Here is a 17,816-nt window from a genome sequence, read left to right as displayed (position 1 = left end):
GAACCAAAAAGGCCTTGCCCCTGGCGTACGGCCTTCGCTGCGCTCAGGTTCCCTCCTTCCGGTCCCGCTCCGTGGGCCCGCCGCCACGGGCCATCCATGGCCCATCGCGGCTCTCCCGGCATCCATGCCGGTCGACCCACTACGCAGAACCTCCTCTCGGCCTGCCGATGGGGCCAGTAGATCAAAATCAAAAGCCAGATCTAAAACCTCGCCGAGGTGACTGACCAGCCGGCCTGTTTTGCAGGCCGTACGTACAAGCGTCCAAGATCTATTTTTCTTTTTCTTTTGCTGTAGCCACGCGCTTGTCCAGTCAACACGAATGCCCCTCACAGAAGGCCGAACGCAGGTGCTGTTATGGGGGTGGCGCGGCAGGACGCCGCGCCAGCCGCGATGGGCCAAGGATGGCCCGTCGCGGCGTGCCCCCATAACAGTGCCGGAGTGAGGGCACCGGCGAGCCTAGGCGAGGCGGCCGTATGGCAGGGCAAGGCCTTTTTGCTTACTTTTGTGGCTGTTTGACAAAAGTGAGCCGCCGTAAGGGCGGAACCCGTAGAGAGCCGTGATGCATCGAATGGATATGTACCCGGTGGTTTTAACGGGTGTACCGCGTACATATCCAGCATTTGTGCCTAACTGAAATTATGGTTTCGCTCTTACAGCGAGTCACTTTTTCCAAACAGCCGAAAAAGTAACCAAAAAGGCCTTGCCCCTGGCGTACGGCCTTCGCTGCGCTCAGGTTCCCTCGCTCCGGTCCCGCTCCGTGGGCACGCCGCCACGGGCCATCCATGGCCCATCGCGGCTCTCCCGGCATCCATGCCGGTCGACCCACTACGCAGAACCTCCTCTCGGCCTCCCGATGGGGCCGATAGATCAAAATCAAAAACCAGATCAAAAACAGATCAAAAACAGATCAAAAACAGATCAAAAACAGATCAAAAACAGATCAAAAGCAGATTTAAAGCAGGTGCTTTGGCCGTCCGGCTTTTTTGCTCTGGCCTTGGAATAGAACCAGGGTGCTCCTATCTATTAATAGAAGCGATAACGACAGGCCCACGACTAACGCCGACCGTCTGTTAGAATCGCAGTTTTATGACGGCGTGCCGCGATTCACAGCACGCCCGCAATCCTGATGATGAGCGCCAACGCGCGAAGAGAGCCCGAATGACCGTCACCCTCAAAACCCCCGAGGACATCGCAAAAATGCGTATCGCCGGCAAACTGGCCGCCGAAGTCCTGGAAATGATCGCCGAATACGTCAAACCCGGCGTTACCACCGAAGAGCTGGACCGCATCTGCCATGACTATATTGTCAACGTGCAAAAGGCCATCCCTGCTCCGCTCAACTATAAAGGCTTCCCCAAGTCGATCTGCACCTCGATCAACCATGTGGTGTGCCACGGCATCCCGGGTGACAAGGTTCTGAAGGACGGCGACACCCTGAACATCGACGTCACCGTGATCAAGGACGGCTATCACGGCGACACCAGCCGCATGTTCCACGTCGGCAAGGTACCGGTATGGGCCGAGCGCCTGTCCCAGGTCACCCAGGAATGCATGTACAAGGCCATCGAAATCGTCAAACCGGGCTGCCGCCTGGGCGATATCGGTGAAGTGATCCAGAAGCACGCTGAAAAGAACGGTTTTTCTGTAGTACGCGAGTTCTGCGGCCACGGTATCGGCAAGGTGTTCCACGAAGAGCCGCAGATCCTGCACTACGGCCGCGCTGGCACCGGTATGGAGCTCAAGGCCGGCATGACCTTCACCATCGAGCCGATGATCAACCAGGGCAAGGCCGACACCAAGGTGCTGGGCGACGGCTGGACCGCCATCACCAAGGACCGCAAGCTGTCCGCACAGTGGGAACACACCCTGCTGGTCACCGATACCGGCTACGAGATCTTCACCCTGCGCAGCGATGACACCATCCCCCGCGTTTCGGCCTGATCCTTGCGTGTTTTCACCGTTTAACCCGTAAAACCCACGACAGGAATGCCAATCGATGCCGCAGGTGGATCCAGAACTTTTTGACCGCGGCCAGTTCCAGGCCGAACTGGCATTGAAGGCAAGCCCCATTGCCGCTTTCAAAAAGGCGATCCGCCAGGCACGGGAGGTACTCGACGAACGCTTCAAAAAGGGGCGTGATATTCGCCGCCTGATCGAAGATCGTGCATGGTTCGTCGATAACATCCTGCAGCAAGCGTGGGACCAGTTCAGCTGGAGCGATCAGGCCGACATCGCCCTGGTCGCCGTCGGCGGCTATGGCCGTGGCGAGTTGCACCCTTATTCCGACATCGATCTGCTGATCCTGCTGGACAACGCAGATCACGAAGTATTCCGCGACTCCATTGAGCGCTTTCTGACACTGCTGTGGGACATAGGTCTTGAAGTAGGTCAGAGCGTTCGTTCAGTGGATGAGTGCGCCGAGCAGGCCCGCGCCGATCTGACCATCATCACCAACCTGATGGAAAGCCGCACCGTGGCTGGCCCCGAGCATTTACGCCAGCGCATGCTGGACGTCACCAGCACCGCACACATGTGGCCCAGCAAGGACTTTTTCCTGGCCAAGCGCGCCGAGCAAAAGGCCCGCCACCACAAGTACAATGACACCGAATACAACCTGGAACCCAACGTCAAAGGTTCGCCCGGCGGCCTGCGCGATATCCAGACGATTTTGTGGGTAGCCCGTCGCCAGTACGGCACCCTGAATTTGCGCGCCCTTGCCGGCGAAGGCTTCCTGGTAGAAAGCGAGCACGCCCTGCTCGCCTCGTCTCAGGAGTTTTTGTGGAAGGTGCGCTACGCCCTGCACATGCTTGCCGGGCGCGCTGAGGACCGTCTGCTGTTCGACCACCAGCGCAGCATCGGCGAACTGCTCGGTTTTGCCGGCGAAGACGCCAAGCAGACCATCGAAAATTTCATGCAACAGTACTACCGGGTGGTCATGAGCATTGCCCAGCTCAGCGACCTGATCATCCAGCACTTCGAAGAAGTGATCCTCGCCCCCGAGGACGAAGCGCCGCCAACCCCGTTGAACTCGCGCTTCCAGTTGCACGATGGCTATATCGAAGCCACCAGCGACCACGTATTCAAGCGCACGCCCTTCGCCATGCTGGAAATCTTCCTGCTGATGGCCCAGCACCCCGAAATCAAGGGTGTGCGGGCTGACACCATCCGCCTGCTACGCGAACATCGCTACCTGATCGACGAGGATTTCCGCAAAGACATCCGCAACACCAGCCTGTTTATCGAACTGTTCAAGTGCAAGATCGGCATCCACCGCAACCTGCGCCGAATGAACCGTTACGGCATCCTGGGCCGTTACCTGCCCGAGTTTGGCTTTATCGTCGGGCAAATGCAGCATGACCTGTTCCACATTTATACGGTCGATGCCCACACCCTGAACCTGATCAAACACCTGCGTAAGCTGCAGTACACGCAAGTGTCAGAGAAATTCCCGCTCGCCAGCAAGTTGATGGCCAGGCTGCCCAAGCCCGAACTGATCTACCTGGCCGGGCTGTACCACGATATCGGCAAGGGCCGCCACGGCGACCACTCCGAAATCGGTGCCGTGGATGCTGAAGCGTTTTGCATTCGCCACCAGTTGCCGCAGTGGGACACGCGCCTGATCGTGTGGCTGGTACAAAACCATCTGGTGATGTCCACCACCGCCCAGCGCAAGGATCTGTCGGACCCGCAAGTCATCCATGACTTTGCCCAGACAGTCGTCGACGAAACCCATCTCGACTACCTCTATGTGCTGACTGTCGCCGATATCAACGCCACCAACCCGACGCTGTGGAACTCCTGGCGCGCCAGCCTGTTGCGCCAGCTCTACACCGAGACCAAGCGTGCCCTGCGCCGCGGCCTGGAAAACCCGGTGGACCGTGAAGAACAGATCCGCCAGACACAAAGTGCAGCACTGGACATCCTGGTGCGCGGCGGCACCGACCAGGATGACGTCGAACAGCTCTGGTCACAGCTGGGCGACGACTATTTCCTGCGCCATTCCTCTGCCGACGTGGCGCTGCATACCGAGGCGATCTTGCAGCAACCGGCCGATGGTGGCCCGCTGGTGCTGATCAAGGAAACCACCCAGCGCGAGTTCGAGGGCGGCACGCAGATCTTCATCTATGCACCCGATCAGCATGACTTCTTCGCCGTGACCGTGGCCGCCATGGACCAGCTCAACCTGAACATCCATGACGCGCGCATCATCACCTCCAGCAGCCAGTTCACCCTCGACACCTATATCGTGCTCGACAATGACGGCGGATCGATTGGCAACAACCCGGCGCGCATTGAAAAAATCCGCAAGGGCCTGACCGAAGCCCTGCGTAACCCGGATGACTACCCGACCATCATCCAGCGCCGGGTACCGCGCCAGCTCAAGCACTTTGCCTTTGCGCCCCAGGTGACGATCCACAACGATGCCCAGCGCCCGGTCACCGTACTGGAACTCAGCGCCCCCGACAGACCGGGCCTGCTGGCACGCATCGGGATGATTTTCCTGGAGTTCGACCTGTCGCTGCAAAACGCCAAGATCGCCACCCTTGGCGAGCGCGTAGAAGACGTATTTTTCATTACCGATGCAAACAACCAGCCGCTGTCCGACCCGCAGCTGTGCATGCGCTTGCAGGAAGCGATCGTCGAACAACTGACGGTCAATCAGGATTCAACCCCAGAACCGTGGCGCCTGAGCATTTAACCGCCGCCGAGTGAGACCCGCACCCCATGAACAATGCTTTGAACCAGTTGCAGCCTTACCCGTTCGAAAAACTGCGCGCCCTGCTTGGCAGCGTGCAGCCCAATGCCGACAAGCGTGCGATTGCCCTGTCGATTGGTGAACCGAAACACCGCTCCCCGGACTTCGTGGCCAAGGCACTGGCTGACAACCTCGACCAGATGGCGGTCTACCCGACCACTCTGGGCATCCCGGCGCTGCGCGAAGCCATCGCTGGCTGGGCCGAGCGGCGCTTCAATGTACCCAAGGGCTGGCTCGACCCGGCGCGTAACATCCTGCCGGTCAATGGCACCCGTGAAGCCCTGTTTGCTTTCACCCAGACGGTGGTCAACCGTGGTGACGACGCTCTGGTCGTCAGCCCGAACCCGTTCTACCAGATCTACGAAGGGGCCGCCTTCCTGGCAGGCGCTCAGCCGCACTACCTGCCGTGCCTGGCCGAACATGGCTTCAACCCGGATTTTGACGCGGTGTCCGTCGACACCTGGAAGCGCTGCCAGATCCTGTTCCTGTGCTCTCCGGGCAACCCGACCGGCGCCCTGATCCCGCTCGACACCCTGAAAAAATTGATCGCCCTGGCCGACGAGCACGACTTCGTGATCGCCGCAGACGAGTGCTACAGCGAGCTGTACTTCGACGAGCAAACCCCGCCAATCGGCCTCCTCAGCGCCTGCGTGGCCCTGGGCCGCGAGGACTTCAAGCGCTGCGTGGTGTTCCATAGCCTGTCCAAGCGCTCGAACCTGCCGGGTTTGCGCTCAGGTTTCGTGGCTGGCGATGCCGACATCCTCAAGGCGTTCCTGCTGTACCGCACCTACCACGGCTGCGCCATGCCGGTGCAAACCCAACTGGCCAGCATTGCGGCCTGGAACGACGAAGAGCACGTGCGCACCAACCGTGACCTGTATCGCGAGAAGTTCGATGCGGTGCTGGAAATTTTGACCCCGGTGCTGGACGTACAACGCCCGGATGGCGGTTTTTACCTGTGGCCCAAGGTTGAAGGCGACGACGCCGAGTTCTGCCGCGACCTGTTTGCGCAGGAGCACGTGACCGTGGTGCCGGGCTCTTACCTGTCCCGTGAAGTCGACGGTTTCAACCCTGGAGCCGGACGGGTGCGCATGGCCCTGGTTGCTCCACTGGCCGAATGCGTGGAAGCCGCCGGGCGGATCCGCGACTTTATCCAGCGCCGCGGCTAATCCGCTCCTGTGGGAGCGGGCTTGCTCGCGATGCGGTCAATGCGGTGTATCAGTAGTGCCGAGTCGATGCTATCGCGAGCAAGCCCGCTCCCACACAACGCTGGTGTATTATTTCACCGTGCCCAGATTGGCCTCGCTCAAGTCCAGATCCTTGAGAATCTCACTCAGCGCGTCATCGCCAATTTCATGATGGCGACGCAAGCTGTACAGCTCCAGCCGCTGCGCCCGCAGTGCCTTGAGCCGCAAACGGCTCTCCAGCTGATCCATTTGCGAAGCCAGTGCCTGGGCCTCCGCCGAGTCGTTGTACACCTCCAGCTGATGACGGTATTCAGACATGATCCGCGCCTTCAACTCAGCCGCCAGAGCCGCCTGGGCCGCATCCTGCTGACCATCGGCCTCTACCACCTCTTCTGCTTCCAGCGCGTGAATCGCCGCTTCTGCGGTGCGTCGCCAGGCTTCGCGCACTTCTTTGCGCATGGCATCGTCCGGGCTTTTCGGGATACCGCGCAACAACACGGGCAAGGCAATGCAGGCCGCCACCAGCGACAGCAATATCACCCCGGCAGCAATAAAGATCAGCAAATCACGTTCAGGGAAATTCAAACCCTCGCTGACCAGCAGTGGCACTGACATCACGCCTGCCAGGGTCACCGCTCCACGCACCCCGCCCACGGTCAACAGCCAGCAGGAACGCGCGGTCGGCACCATGGTCAGCTCGCCCTTGCCACGCCAGCGGCGCAACAGGCCCGACAGCCGCCAGATGCTCTGCACCCAGATAAAGCGCAGCGCCAGCAGCACCAGAAAAATCGCCACCACATCCAGGCAGCGGTACATCAGGGTTGGCCACAAGGTGGTTTCGTGGCTGACCACCGCCTTGATGATGTCCGGCAGTTGCAGCCCCAACAGCAAAAAGATCAGACCATTGAAAGCAAACTCCAGCAGCGACCACACACTGCGGTTAAGCAGGCGGGTGCTGGTCTGACGCGGCAACAGATCCAGCCAGCTCTGCATCATGCCAGCCGCAACAGCCGACAAGATGCCCGAGGCGCCCAGTCGCTCGGCCAGTACATAGGCGGCAAAAGGCAGCAGCAACATGAACACCACGTGGGTCGCCGGATCATCCCAGCCACGGGCGATCATCCACGCCCGCAAACGCCCGACCAGCCAGCTCAACGCCACGCCGATAGCCAGCCCGCCGCAGGCCACCAGGACAAAAGTCAGGCTGGCATTGGCCAGCGAGAACACCCCGGTAATGGCCGCTGCTAGCGCGAACTTGAATGTCACCAGGCCCGTGGCGTCATTCATCAACGCCTCACCTTGCAGCATATGCATCAAAGGCGCTGGCAGGCGGTTCTGGGCAATGGCCGAGACTGCCACCGCATCGGTGGGTGACAGCACGGCCGCCAGCGCAAACGCCACCGGCAGCGGGATGGTCGGCAACAGCCAATGAATGAAATAGCCCGCACCCACCACCGTAAACAGCACCAACCCTACCGCCAGCGTCAGAATCGGCCCGCGCAAGCGCCAGAACTCACGCTTGGGCATGCGCCAACCATCCGAAAACAACAGCGGAGGCAAGAACAGAAACAGGAACAACTCAGGCTCCAGCGCCACATGCAGGCCCAGCGTCGGCCAGGCCAGTACGGCGCCAGCAGCAATCTGCACCAGCGGCAAAGGCAACGGAATGACACGCCCCAACAGACGCGAGACACCCACCAGCATCAGCATGATGAGGACGGTATAGGCGGTTTGCATATCAGCAGAATTCCCGAACGATCAGTTTTAAACTAAAAAAATGGCAACAATTTCTCATTGCGCTCCATAGTAGCGTCTAGCTGTAAAAACCGAGCCTGAACAAAAGTAGCAGTGCGACGACATGTCACAAGTCTGTGCCAAGCTTGCAGCCATCCACGCCCAAGGGCGCTGCGCATGGCATAATCCGCGACCGCTCATTTAACGCATCTCCAAGGGAGGGGCAATTTCCGTGACCGACTCAAGCAAGACATTGCACCTTTTCGGCATCAAAGCCTGCGATACCATGAAAAAGGCTCGCACCTGGCTCGATGAACATGCAGTGCGCTACGACTTTCATGACTATAAAAGCAGCGGCATTGACCGTGAACACCTGACCCAATGGTGTAACGAGCACGGCTGGCAAGTAGTGCTCAACCGCGCCGGTACAACCTTTCGCAAGCTCGACGACGAACGCAAAGCCGATCTCGACCAAGCGAAGGCCATTGAACTGATGCTCGCCCAACCCTCGATGATCAAGCGCCCGGTGCTCGATCTCGGCGACAAAACCCTGATTGGCTTCAAGCCAGATCTTTATGCGGCGGCCCTGCTTTAAAGCGCCCGCCCATTTATTTTTGTAAGAGGTAATTGCATGTCTACTACCCTGTTCAGCGCAGCCTTCGGCGTCGGCACCCAAAACCGTCAAGGCGCATGGCTGGAAGTGTTCTACGCACAACCCCTGATCAACCCGTCGGCCGAGCTGATTGCAGCTGTGGCACCGATCCTGGGCTACACCGGTGGCAATCAGGCAATCACCTTTACCACCGCTCAAGCCGCGCAGATGGCTGAAGCCGTCAAGCCGGTGGACGCTGCTCAAGCGGCCCTGCTGACCCGCCTGGCTGAAAGCCACAAGCCGCTGGTTGCCACGCTGCTGGCCGAAGACGCCACGCTGACCTCCACGCCAGAGGCCTACCTCAAGCTGCACCTGCTGTCCCATCGACTGGTCAAGCCGCACGGCCTGAGCCTGGCCGGTGTTTTCCCGCTGCTGCCTAACGTGGCATGGACCAGCCAGGGCGCCATCGACCTGAGCGAACTGGCCGAGCGTCAACTCGAAGCACGCCTGCGTGGCGATCTGCTGGAAGTGTTCTCGGTCGACAAGTTCCCGAAAATGACCGACTACGTGGTTCCGGCCGGTGTGCGCATCGCTGATGCGGCACGTATCCGTCTGGGCGCCTACGTCGGCGAAGGCACCACCGTCATGCACGAAGGTTTCGTCAACTTCAACGCAGGCACCGAAGGCCCTGGCATGATCGAAGGCCGTGTATCGGCAGGCGTGTTTGTCGGCAAGGGTTCGGACCTGGGCGGCGGTTGCTCGACCATGGGCACGCTGTCGGGCGGTGGCAACATCGTGATCAAGGTCGGCGAAGGCTGCCTGATCGGCGCCAACGCCGGTATCGGCATCCCGTTGGGTGACCGCAACACCGTTGAGTCCGCCCTGTACGTGACCGCGGGTACCAAAGTGGCCCTGCTGGACGAAAACAATCAGTTGGTCAAAGTGGTCAAGGCCCGTGATCTGGCTGGCCAGCCTGACCTATTGTTCCGTCGCAACTCGCAAACTGGCGCTGTGGAATGCAAAACCCACAAGTCGGCCATCGAGCTGAACGAAGCACTGCACGCTCACAACTAAGCGTCTGTCTGCAACTGACGGGGCCGGTTTCCGGCCTCGTCAACAGAGCCCGAACACCATGCTTTTGCCTTCTCCCTGGCGCGCTGACTTTCCCGCCATCGCCGCCTTGCAACGCCAGGACCAGACATACTTGGACAGCGCTGCAACCACGCAAAAACCCCAAGCCCTGCTCGACGCACTGACGCATTACTACGCCAACGGCGCAGCCAATGTGCACAGGGCCCAGCACCTGCCAGGCGCCCACGCGACCCAGGCATTCGAAAACACCCGCCACAAAGTGACGCAATGGCTCAATGCCGGCGAATGCGGGCAAATCGTTTTCACCCACGGCGCCACGTCGGCGCTGAACCTTCTGGCCTATGGCCTGGAGCACCAATTCAATGCGGGCGATGACATTGTGGTCAGCGCCCTCGAACACCACGCCAACCTGCTGCCATGGCAGCAGCTCGCACAGCGTAAAAAGCTGAATCTGGTGGTGTTGCCGCTGGATGCCGACGGCGTGATCGACCTTCAGGCCGCCGCGCACCTGATCACTCCGCGTACCCGCCTGTTGGCGGTGAGCCAGCTGTCCAACGTACTCGGCGTCTGGCAGCCACTGGCGCAGCTTCTGGCCCTGGCCAAGGCACAGGGGGCCCTGACCGTGGTCGATGGCGCACAAGGCGTCGTCCACGGCCGGCATGACGTGCAGGCGATGGGCTGCGACTTCTACGCGTTTTCCAGCCACAAACTCTACGGCCCCGACGGGTTGGGGGTACTGTTTGGCCGCCATGAAGCACTGGCCCGTCTGCAGCACTGGCAGTTTGGTGGCGAAATGGTGCAGGACGCCGATTACCAGCAGGCCACCTTCCGCCCCGCGCCGCTGGGTTTTGAAGCAGGTACACCGCCGATTGCCAGCGTGATCGGGCTGGGGGCAACGCTCAACTATCTGGCCAACCTCGATCAGGCCGCCGTGCAAGCCCACGAAGCAGCGCTGCATGGCTTACTCGTCGAGGGTTTGAAGCAGCGTCAGGGCATTCGTCTGCTGGGCGCTGCGCAACTGGCTCTGGTCAGTTTTGTCGTCGAGGGTGTACACAACGCCGATCTGGCCCATCTGCTGACCGAACAGGGCATTGCCGTTCGCGCCGGGCATCATTGCGCCATGCCACTGCTTAAAAGCCTTGGTCTGGCCGGTGCCATCCGTGTTTCGCTGGCGCTGTATAACGATTCCGACGATCTGGAGCGTTTCTTCATCGCCCTTGATCAGGCTTTGGAGCTACTGCAATGACTCTGCCAACCGAAGCGCAGGCGGCGCTCGACAGCTTTGAGCATTGCACCGGCTGGGAGCAGCGTGCGCGCCTGCTGATGCAGTGGGGCCAGCGTTTGCCGGAACTGAGCGAGGCCGACAAAACCGAAGCCAACCGCGTACATGGCTGCGAAAGCCTTATGTGGCTGGTGGGTGAGAAGGTCGATGGCCATTGGCAGTTTGCGGCCAGCAGTGAAGCACGACTGATTCGCGGGCTGGTGGCGTTGCTGCTGGTGCGGGTCAATGGTTTGAGTTCTGAAGAGCTGCAACGGGTAGACATTCAGGACTGGTTCAACCAGTTGGGCCTGAGCCGGCAGTTGTCGCCGTCGCGCAGCAATGGGCTCAATGCCGTGCTGGTGCGGATGCGGGAATTGGCGCTCGGCTGAAAATGCCCTCACCCCAACCCTCTCCTGGAGGGGGTTAGGGTGAGGGGCTCTACTGTGGCTTCACCCGCTCCGAAGGCCGCCTTACCCCCGCAACAATCTTGTCCACCGCCTTGGTCGCCGCGACCATGCCGAAGGTCGCCGTCACCATCATTACCGCACCAAACCCGCCAGCACAGTCCAGCTTCACCCCGTCGCCGACAAAGCTCTTCTGCAGGCAAATGCTGCCGTCCGGCTTGGGATAGCGCAGCTGTTCGGTAGAGAACACACAAGGCACGCTGTAATGGCGGGTCATGGTGCGTGAAAAGCCATAGTCGCGGCGCAAGGTCGAACGCACCTTCGAGGCCAGCGGATCATTGAACGTACGGTTCAAGTCACAGACCTGGATCAGCGTCGGGTCAATTTGCCCGCCCGCACCACCGGTGGTGATGATCTGGATCTTGCGCCGCTTGCACCAGGCAATCAGCGCCGCCTTGGCATTTACGCTGTCGATGCAGTCGATCACGCAATCAATATCAGGGGTGATGTACTCGGCCATGGTTTCACGCGTGACGAAATCCGCCACTTCGTGGACCTTGCAGTCCGGATTGATCTGGCGCAGGCGCTCGGCCATCACTTCGACCTTGTCCCGACCAATGGTCGTGCTCAAGGCGTGCAACTGGCGGTTGCTGTTGCTGACGCACACGTCATCCAGGTCAAACAGCGAAATCTCGCCGACGCCGCAGCGCGCAATCGCTTCCGCCGCCCACGACCCGACGCCGCCCACACCGACGATCGCCACATGCGCCGCCTTCAGTCGTTCAAGGCCTTCCAGCCCATATAACCGGGCTACACCGGCAAAACGTGGATCTTCTGTACTCATGACCAACACCCCAAAAACCGGCGCGCATTATAGGGGTCTTACATGGCATTGAGTATCTTTCCTACAGGCTATGCGACCAAGCCTGCTTTAATAGCTTACTGAGTAGGAAGATAAGAGCTAAAAGTAACAAAGAAAGAACTTAAGTCGGCAGCTACTGCCCAAAGCCAGACCCAATTCCGTCAGCTATACGATGGGTCAGAGCACAGTGTAGGATGCGCGCCGTTTGGCACCCGCCGACCGATCTTCGTTCCACTCCCTTTGGAACCCGAAATAGTTATGTCATCGCGTAAATTTGGACTCAATCTGGTGGTGGTTCTGGCCATCGCCGCGCTCTTCACAGGCTTCTGGGCGCTGATCAATCGCCCGGTCTCTGCGCCCAACTGGCCCGAGCAAATCTCCGGTTTTTCGTACTCGCCGTTCCAGCAAGGCCAGTACCCGCAGAAAGACCAGTACCCGACCGACGACGAAATGCGTCGCGACCTGGAGATCATCAGCAAGCTCACCGACAACATCCGGACTTATTCGGTTGATGGCACCCTGGGTGATATTCCCAAGCTGGCGGAAGAATTCGGCCTGCGCGTGACCATCGGCATCTGGATCAGCCCGGATCTGGAGCGCAACGAGCGCGAAATCCAGAAAGCCATCGAACTGGCCAACAACTCGCGCAGTGTCGTGCGGGTTGTGGTGGGCAACGAAGCCCTGTTCCGCGAAGAAATCACCCCTGAAGACCTGATCGTGCTGCTGGATCGGGTACGTGCCGCGGTCAAGGTGCCGGTCACCACGTCCGAGCAATGGCACATTTGGGAGAAATACCCGCAACTGGCCAAGCACGTTGACCTGATCGCCGCGCACATCCTGCCCTACTGGGAGTTTATCCCGGTGGACAAGGCCGGTGAGTTCGTTCTGGACCGTGCCCGCGACCTGAAAAAAATGTTCCCGAAAAAACCGCTGCTGCTGTCCGAGGTGGGCTGGCCGAGCAACGGCCGCATGCGCGGTGGCGCTGACGCCACCCCGGCCGACCAGGCGATTTATCTGCGCACGCTGGTCAACACCCTCAACCGTCGCGGCTACAACTACTTCGTGATCGAAGCCTTCGACCAGCCGTGGAAAGCCAGCGACGAAGGTTCGGTGGGGGCGTACTGGGGCGTGTACAACGCTGCCCGCCAGCAAAAATTCAACTTTGAAGGCCCGGTGGTCGCGATTCCACAGTGGCGCGTACTGGCAATCGGCTCGGTGGTAATGGGCCTGCTGTCGCTGGCGTTGCTGCTGATCGACGGCTCTGCCCTGCGTCAGCGTGGCCGCACTTTCCTGACTTTCACCGCGTTCCTGTGCGGCTCGGTACTGGTGTGGATCGCCTACGACTACAGCCAGCAATACAGTACGTGGTTCAGCCTGACCGTGGGCTTCCTGCTCGGGCTGGGGGCGCTCGGGGTGTTCATTGTGTTGCTCACCGAGGCCCATGAACTGGCCGAGGCGGTGTGGATTCGCAAACGCCGACGGGAGTTTTTACCGGTAGAGGCCGACGATGCCTACCGCCCGAAAGTTTCGATCCATGTGCCGTGCTACAACGAGCCGCCAGAGATGGTCAAACAGACCCTCGACGCCCTGGCCAACCTCGACTACCCCGATTTCGAAGTGTTGATCATCGACAACAACACCAAGGACCCGGCGGTATGGGAGCCGGTGCGCGACTATTGCGCCACCCTCGGCCCACGTTTCAAGTTCTTCCACGTCGCGCCCCTGGCCGGCTTCAAGGGCGGTGCACTGAACTACCTGATCCCGCACACCGCGCCGGATGCCGAAGTGATTGCCGTGATCGACTCCGATTACTGCGTGGACCGCAACTGGCTCAAGCACATGGTGCCGCACTTTGCCGACCCGAAAATCGCCATCGTGCAATCGCCACAGGACTACCGCGACCAGAACGAAAGCACCTTCAAAAAGCTCTGCTACTCCGAGTACAAGGGCTTTTTCCATATCGGCATGGTGACCCGCAACGACCGCGATGCAATCATTCAGCACGGCACCATGACCATGACCCGCCGCTCGGTGCTCGAAGAGCTCGGCTGGGCGGACTGGTGTATCTGTGAAGACGCCGAACTGGGTCTGCGCGTATTTGAAAAAGGCTACTCCGCAGCCTATTCCCACAACAGCTATGGCAAGGGCCTGATGCCCGATACCTTTATCGACTTCAAGAAACAGCGCTTCCGCTGGGCCTACGGTGCGATTCAGATTATCAAGCGTCACACCTCCAGCCTGCTGCTGGGCAAAGACACGGAACTGACCCGTGGCCAGCGCTATCACTTCCTCGCGGGCTGGCTGCCGTGGGTGGCTGACGGCATGAATATTTTCTTCACCGTCGGGGCTTTGTTGTGGTCGGCGGCGATGATCATCGTGCCGACGCGGGTCGACCCGCCGCTGCTGATTTTCGCCATCCCGCCACTGGCGCTGTTTGTGTTCAAGGTGGGCAAGATCATTTTCCTGTACCGCCGTGCAGTGGGGGTCAACCTCAAGGACGCCTTCGCCGCGGCACTGGCAGGGCTGGCGTTGTCCCACACCATCGCCAAAGCCGTGTTGTACGGGTTCTTCACGACCAGCATTCCGTTCTTCCGTACGCCTAAAAACGCCGATAACCACGGCTTTTGGGTCGCGATTTCGGAAGCCCGCGAAGAAGTGTTCATCATGCTGTTGCTCTGGGGCGCGGCACTGGGGATCTTCTTCGTGCAGGGCTTGCCGAGCAACGACATGCGTTTCTGGGTGGTGATGCTGCTGGTGCAATCGCTGCCGTACCTGGCGGCGCTGATCATGGCCTTTATGTCTTCGCTGCCCAAACCGGTAGAAGAAGCCCAAGAGCAACCGGCTGCATAAATTGACTGCAACCACTAAACGGCGGCCTCTGGCCGCCGTTTTGCTTTAAGATAACCGCCCTTTTGTGCCTTGTGTCCCGCTTCGGAGTCCCTACCATGACGGCCCACGCCGACCTTTCGCCGACCCTGCAACTTGCCTGCGATCTGATCCGTCGCCCTTCCGTGACGCCGATCGATGCCGATTGCCAGAAGCTGATGATGCAGCGCCTGGGCGATGCCGGCTTCATGCTTGAGCCGATGCGCATCGAGGACGTCGACAACTTCTGGGCCACCCACGGCAAACACGAAGGCCCGGTACTGTGCTTCGCCGGCCACACCGACGTGGTGCCCACCGGCCCGGTCCAGGCCTGGCAGAACGACCCGTTCGACGCGCTGATCGATGAACACGGCATGCTTTGCGGCCGTGGCGCGGCCGACATGAAAGGCAGCCTGGCAGCCATGCTGGTGGCCGCCGAGCGCTTTGTCGCCGACTACCCGGACCACAAGGGCAAGGTCGCGTTTCTGATCACCAGTGACGAAGAAGGCCCGGCCCATCACGGCACCAAGGCCGTGATCGAGCGCTTCAAAGCCCGTAACGAGCGTCTGGACTGGTGCATCGTCGGCGAACCGTCGAGCACTACCCTGGTCGGCGACGTGGTCAAAAACGGTCGTCGTGGTTCGCTGGGCGCTAAGCTCAACGTGCGTGGCAAGCAAGGCCATGTGGCCTACCCGCACCTGGCCAAGAATCCGATTCATCTGGCAGCTCCGGCGTTGGCCGAACTGGCCGCAGAACACTGGGACAACGGCAACGCCTTCTTCCCGCCGACCAGCTTCCAGATCTCCAACCTCAACTCCGGCACGGGTGCAACCAACGTGATCCCGGGTGACCTGGTGGCGGTGTTCAACTTCCGTTTCTCCACCGAGTCCACCGTTGAAGGTCTGCAAAAACGCGTGGCCGACATCCTGGACAAGCACGGCCTGGACTGGCACATCGACTGGGCATTGTCCGGCCTGCCATTCCTGACCGAGCCGGGTGCACTGCTCGACGCCGTATCATCGAGCATCAAACAAGTGACGGGGCGTGAGACCAAGGCCTCGACCAGCGGTGGCACGTCCGACGGACGCTTTATCGCCACCCTGGGCACCCAAGTGGTAGAACTGGGGCCGGTCAACGCGACCATCCACCAGGTCAACGAACGGGTTCTGGCCAGCGATCTGGATGTGCTGACCGAAATCTACTACCAGACCCTGATCAAGTTGCTCGCCTGATGCTCGCCTGCCCGATCTGCTCCGAACCGCTCAATGCCGTGGACAATGGTGTCGTGTGCCCTGCCGGGCACCGCTTTGACCGTGCCCGCCAGGGCTACTTGAACCTGTTACCGGTGCAGCACAAGAACAGCCGTGACCCTGGCGACAACCAGGCAATGGTTGAAGCCCGCCGTGACTTCCTCAACGCAGGGCATTACGCCCCGGTGGCCAGGCGCCTGGCCGAGTTGGCCGCCGAGCGCGCGCCGCAACGCTGGCTCGACATCGGCTGTGGCGAGGGTTACTACACTGCGCAAATTGCCCAGGCACTGCCCAACGCCGATGGCTACGCGCTGGATATCTCCCGCGAGGCGGTCAAGCGGGCCTGTAAGCGCAACCCGCAACTGACCTGGTTGATCGCCAGCATGGCCCGCGTACCACTGGCCGATGCCAGTTGCCAGTTTTTGGCCAGTGTGTTCAGCCCGCTTGACTGGCTTGAAGCCAAGCGCCTGCTTACCCCGGGGGGCGGCCTGATGCGTGTAGGCCCAACGCGTGGGCACTTGATGCAATTGCGCGAGCGGCTGTACGACGAAGTGCGCGATTATGCTGATGACAAGCATTTGGCCCTGGTGCCCGAAGGCATGACACTACAGCACAGCGAAACACTGGAGTTCACCCTCACCCTGAGCGAACCCCAGGATCGCGCCAACCTGCTGGCCATGACCCCTCACGGCTGGCGTGCCAGTGCCGAGCGGCGTGCCGAAGTCATCGAGCACCCCGAGCCTTTAGTGGTGACGGTGTCGATGCGCTACGATTACTTCGTGCTTCAATAACCAACTTTACGGCCAGGGGCACATGCCTCTGGCCCGACTAATCCGCGAGTGGATTTTTCAGACCCGCAGTGAGGACATCCATGCGCCAACCCGATATCGAGATTTACCTGAAAGAAGCCGTCACCTACAAAGACGTCGAAGCCTGGCTGGCAAACGTGCTGGGGCCGTGCACGGAATGGAAAAAGAAAGGCGAAACCTGGAAGTGCACCGCAGGCGAAGTCCCTGTGACCTGGATGCCAAAAGCCGTCGGCAAATGGAATAGCCTATACCTGGACAGCGATAAAACCCCGTGGGAAGACGATATCGCCTGCGCCAAGGCCGCGTTTGAGGCACTGCACATCGAAGTGCGCTGCGCGCCGGGCAGCTGGGTTGAAGAACAGGGTGAGGCAGACGCCGACCGCTGGATCCGCATCAGCGAAGACGGTCAGGAAGAAATCACCTGGAAAACCGGTTCCTGAGTAAAACCCGCTACAAATCCCTTGTGGGAGCGAGCTTGCTCGCGATGGTATCGCTGCGGTCAACCAGATATACCGCGCCGCCCATTTCGCGAGCAAGCCCGCTCCCACAGGGAGGGGAAGCAGTGCCTTACAGCCCCACTACATCCTCAGCCTGCAGGCCTTTGGCGCCTGTGACCTGGGTGTATTCGACCTGCTGGCCTTCAGCCAGGCTGCGATGGCCGTCACCGCGAATGGCGCGGTAATGCACAAACACATCAGCCCCGTTTTCGCACTGGATAAAGCCGTAGCCCTTGGCGTCGTTGAACCACTTCACATTACCCGTTACACGTGTAGTCATGGAACTTCCCCCCTTTTTATTATTGATCGGGCTCGTTAACTGGCCCTTTGAGAACTATCGTTTGAACCTGACTCTGCAAAACTTTGTCTGACGCAGTATCGCGAAAGACCACCGAGTATAAGTCAGGCAAAAAAACACTCAATCAATATTAGTTCGCCGCTTTTTTGCCGATTTTGTGCAGATACTGCAAACTACGCGATCGAGTAAACACTCGTTTAATCCACTAA

14 protein-coding genes are annotated in these 17,816 nt (G+C 60.1%); 11 read left to right on the top strand and 3 right to left on the bottom strand.

Features of this window, described 5'->3' with window-relative positions:
- Nucleotides 1-1,086: 1,086 nt before the first annotated feature.
- Genes map through dapC form a run of 3 tightly spaced genes read left to right on the top strand, consistent with a single transcriptional unit; the run spans nt 1,087 to nt 5,925 of the window.
- Nucleotides 1,087-1,941: a type I methionyl aminopeptidase gene (map, locus tag CJU81_RS22290; RefSeq protein WP_095001307.1), complete on the top strand. Its 855-nt coding sequence runs from the start codon at nt 1,087-1,089 to the stop codon at nt 1,939-1,941.
- A gap of 55 nt (nt 1,942-1,996) precedes the next feature.
- Nucleotides 1,997-4,699: a [protein-PII] uridylyltransferase gene (locus CJU81_RS22285; RefSeq protein WP_095038280.1), complete on the top strand. Its 2,703-nt coding sequence runs from the start codon at nt 1,997-1,999 to the stop codon at nt 4,697-4,699.
- A 26-nt stretch (nt 4,700-4,725) separates the two neighbouring features.
- Nucleotides 4,726-5,925, top strand: coding sequence for a succinyldiaminopimelate transaminase (dapC, locus tag CJU81_RS22280; RefSeq protein ID WP_095038279.1), 1,200 nt, complete (start codon nt 4,726-4,728; stop codon nt 5,923-5,925).
- Between the two features lie 108 nt (nt 5,926-6,033).
- Here dapC and CJU81_RS22275 read toward each other — a convergent pair whose 3' ends face one another.
- A complete protein-coding gene (locus CJU81_RS22275) occupies nt 6,034-7,680 on the bottom strand; it encodes a Na+/H+ antiporter (RefSeq protein ID WP_095038278.1) in 1,647 nt (548 codons plus the stop codon).
- A gap of 229 nt (nt 7,681-7,909) precedes the next feature.
- On the opposite strand from CJU81_RS22275, the gene CJU81_RS22270 reads away from it, so the two are divergent.
- The 4 genes from CJU81_RS22270 to CJU81_RS22255 are packed head-to-tail and all read left to right on the top strand — an operon-like array spanning nt 7,910 to nt 11,011.
- On the top strand, nt 7,910-8,272 hold the full coding sequence (locus tag CJU81_RS22270) for an ArsC family reductase (RefSeq protein WP_016781976.1): 363 nt from the start codon (nt 7,910-7,912) through the stop codon (nt 8,270-8,272).
- Between the two features lie 36 nt (nt 8,273-8,308).
- On the top strand, nt 8,309-9,343 hold the full coding sequence (gene dapD, locus CJU81_RS22265; RefSeq protein ID WP_095038277.1) for a 2,3,4,5-tetrahydropyridine-2,6-dicarboxylate N-succinyltransferase: 1,035 nt from the start codon (nt 8,309-8,311) through the stop codon (nt 9,341-9,343).
- A gap of 58 nt (nt 9,344-9,401) precedes the next feature.
- Entirely contained in the window at nt 9,402-10,607 is a 1,206-nt protein-coding gene (locus CJU81_RS22260; RefSeq protein WP_095038276.1) for a cysteine desulfurase, read from the top strand.
- A complete protein-coding gene (locus CJU81_RS22255) occupies nt 10,604-11,011 on the top strand; it encodes a SufE family protein (RefSeq protein ID WP_095038275.1) in 408 nt (135 codons plus the stop codon). The genes CJU81_RS22260 and CJU81_RS22255 overlap by 4 nt, the downstream gene beginning before the upstream one ends.
- A gap of 49 nt (nt 11,012-11,060) precedes the next feature.
- Here the strand turns inward: CJU81_RS22255 and tcdA are convergent, their stop codons facing one another.
- The gene (tcdA, locus tag CJU81_RS22250) at nt 11,061-11,870 is read right to left on the bottom strand and encodes a tRNA cyclic N6-threonylcarbamoyladenosine(37) synthase TcdA (RefSeq protein WP_095038274.1); all 810 of its coding nucleotides are present in this window, start codon (nt 11,868-11,870) and stop codon (nt 11,061-11,063) included.
- A 276-nt stretch (nt 11,871-12,146) separates the two neighbouring features.
- Between tcdA and CJU81_RS22245 the strand changes: the two genes are divergently transcribed.
- The 4 genes from CJU81_RS22245 to CJU81_RS22230 all read left to right on the top strand — a co-directional run bounded on the left by CJU81_RS22245 (nt 12,147) and on the right by CJU81_RS22230 (nt 17,252).
- Nucleotides 12,147-14,738, top strand: a complete 2,592-nt coding sequence (locus tag CJU81_RS22245; RefSeq protein ID WP_095028858.1) for a glycosyltransferase — start codon at nt 12,147-12,149, stop codon at nt 14,736-14,738.
- 95 nt (nt 14,739-14,833) lie between these two features.
- Nucleotides 14,834-15,985: a succinyl-diaminopimelate desuccinylase gene (gene dapE / locus CJU81_RS22240; protein WP_095038273.1), complete on the top strand. Its 1,152-nt coding sequence runs from the start codon at nt 14,834-14,836 to the stop codon at nt 15,983-15,985.
- The gene (locus tag CJU81_RS22235; RefSeq protein ID WP_095038272.1) at nt 15,985-16,794 is read left to right on the top strand and encodes a putative RNA methyltransferase; all 810 of its coding nucleotides are present in this window, start codon (nt 15,985-15,987) and stop codon (nt 16,792-16,794) included. Before dapE ends, CJU81_RS22235 begins: the two co-directional genes overlap by 1 nt.
- 80 nt (nt 16,795-16,874) lie before the next feature.
- On the top strand, nt 16,875-17,252 hold the full coding sequence (locus CJU81_RS22230) for a hypothetical protein (protein WP_016781968.1): 378 nt from the start codon (nt 16,875-16,877) through the stop codon (nt 17,250-17,252).
- A gap of 127 nt (nt 17,253-17,379) precedes the next feature.
- On the opposite strand, the gene CJU81_RS22225 is transcribed toward CJU81_RS22230, so the two are convergent.
- Entirely contained in the window at nt 17,380-17,589 is a 210-nt protein-coding gene (locus CJU81_RS22225; RefSeq protein ID WP_095038271.1) for a cold-shock protein, read from the bottom strand.
- Nucleotides 17,590-17,816 lie beyond the last annotated feature (227 nt).

This window comes from Pseudomonas fragi (genome assembly GCF_002269505.1).
Classification (GTDB): Bacteria; Pseudomonadota; Gammaproteobacteria; order Pseudomonadales; family Pseudomonadaceae; genus Aquipseudomonas; species Aquipseudomonas fragi_D.
Note: the sequence above shows the minus strand (reverse complement) of the source record. Positions and strands in the feature narration are given on the sequence as shown.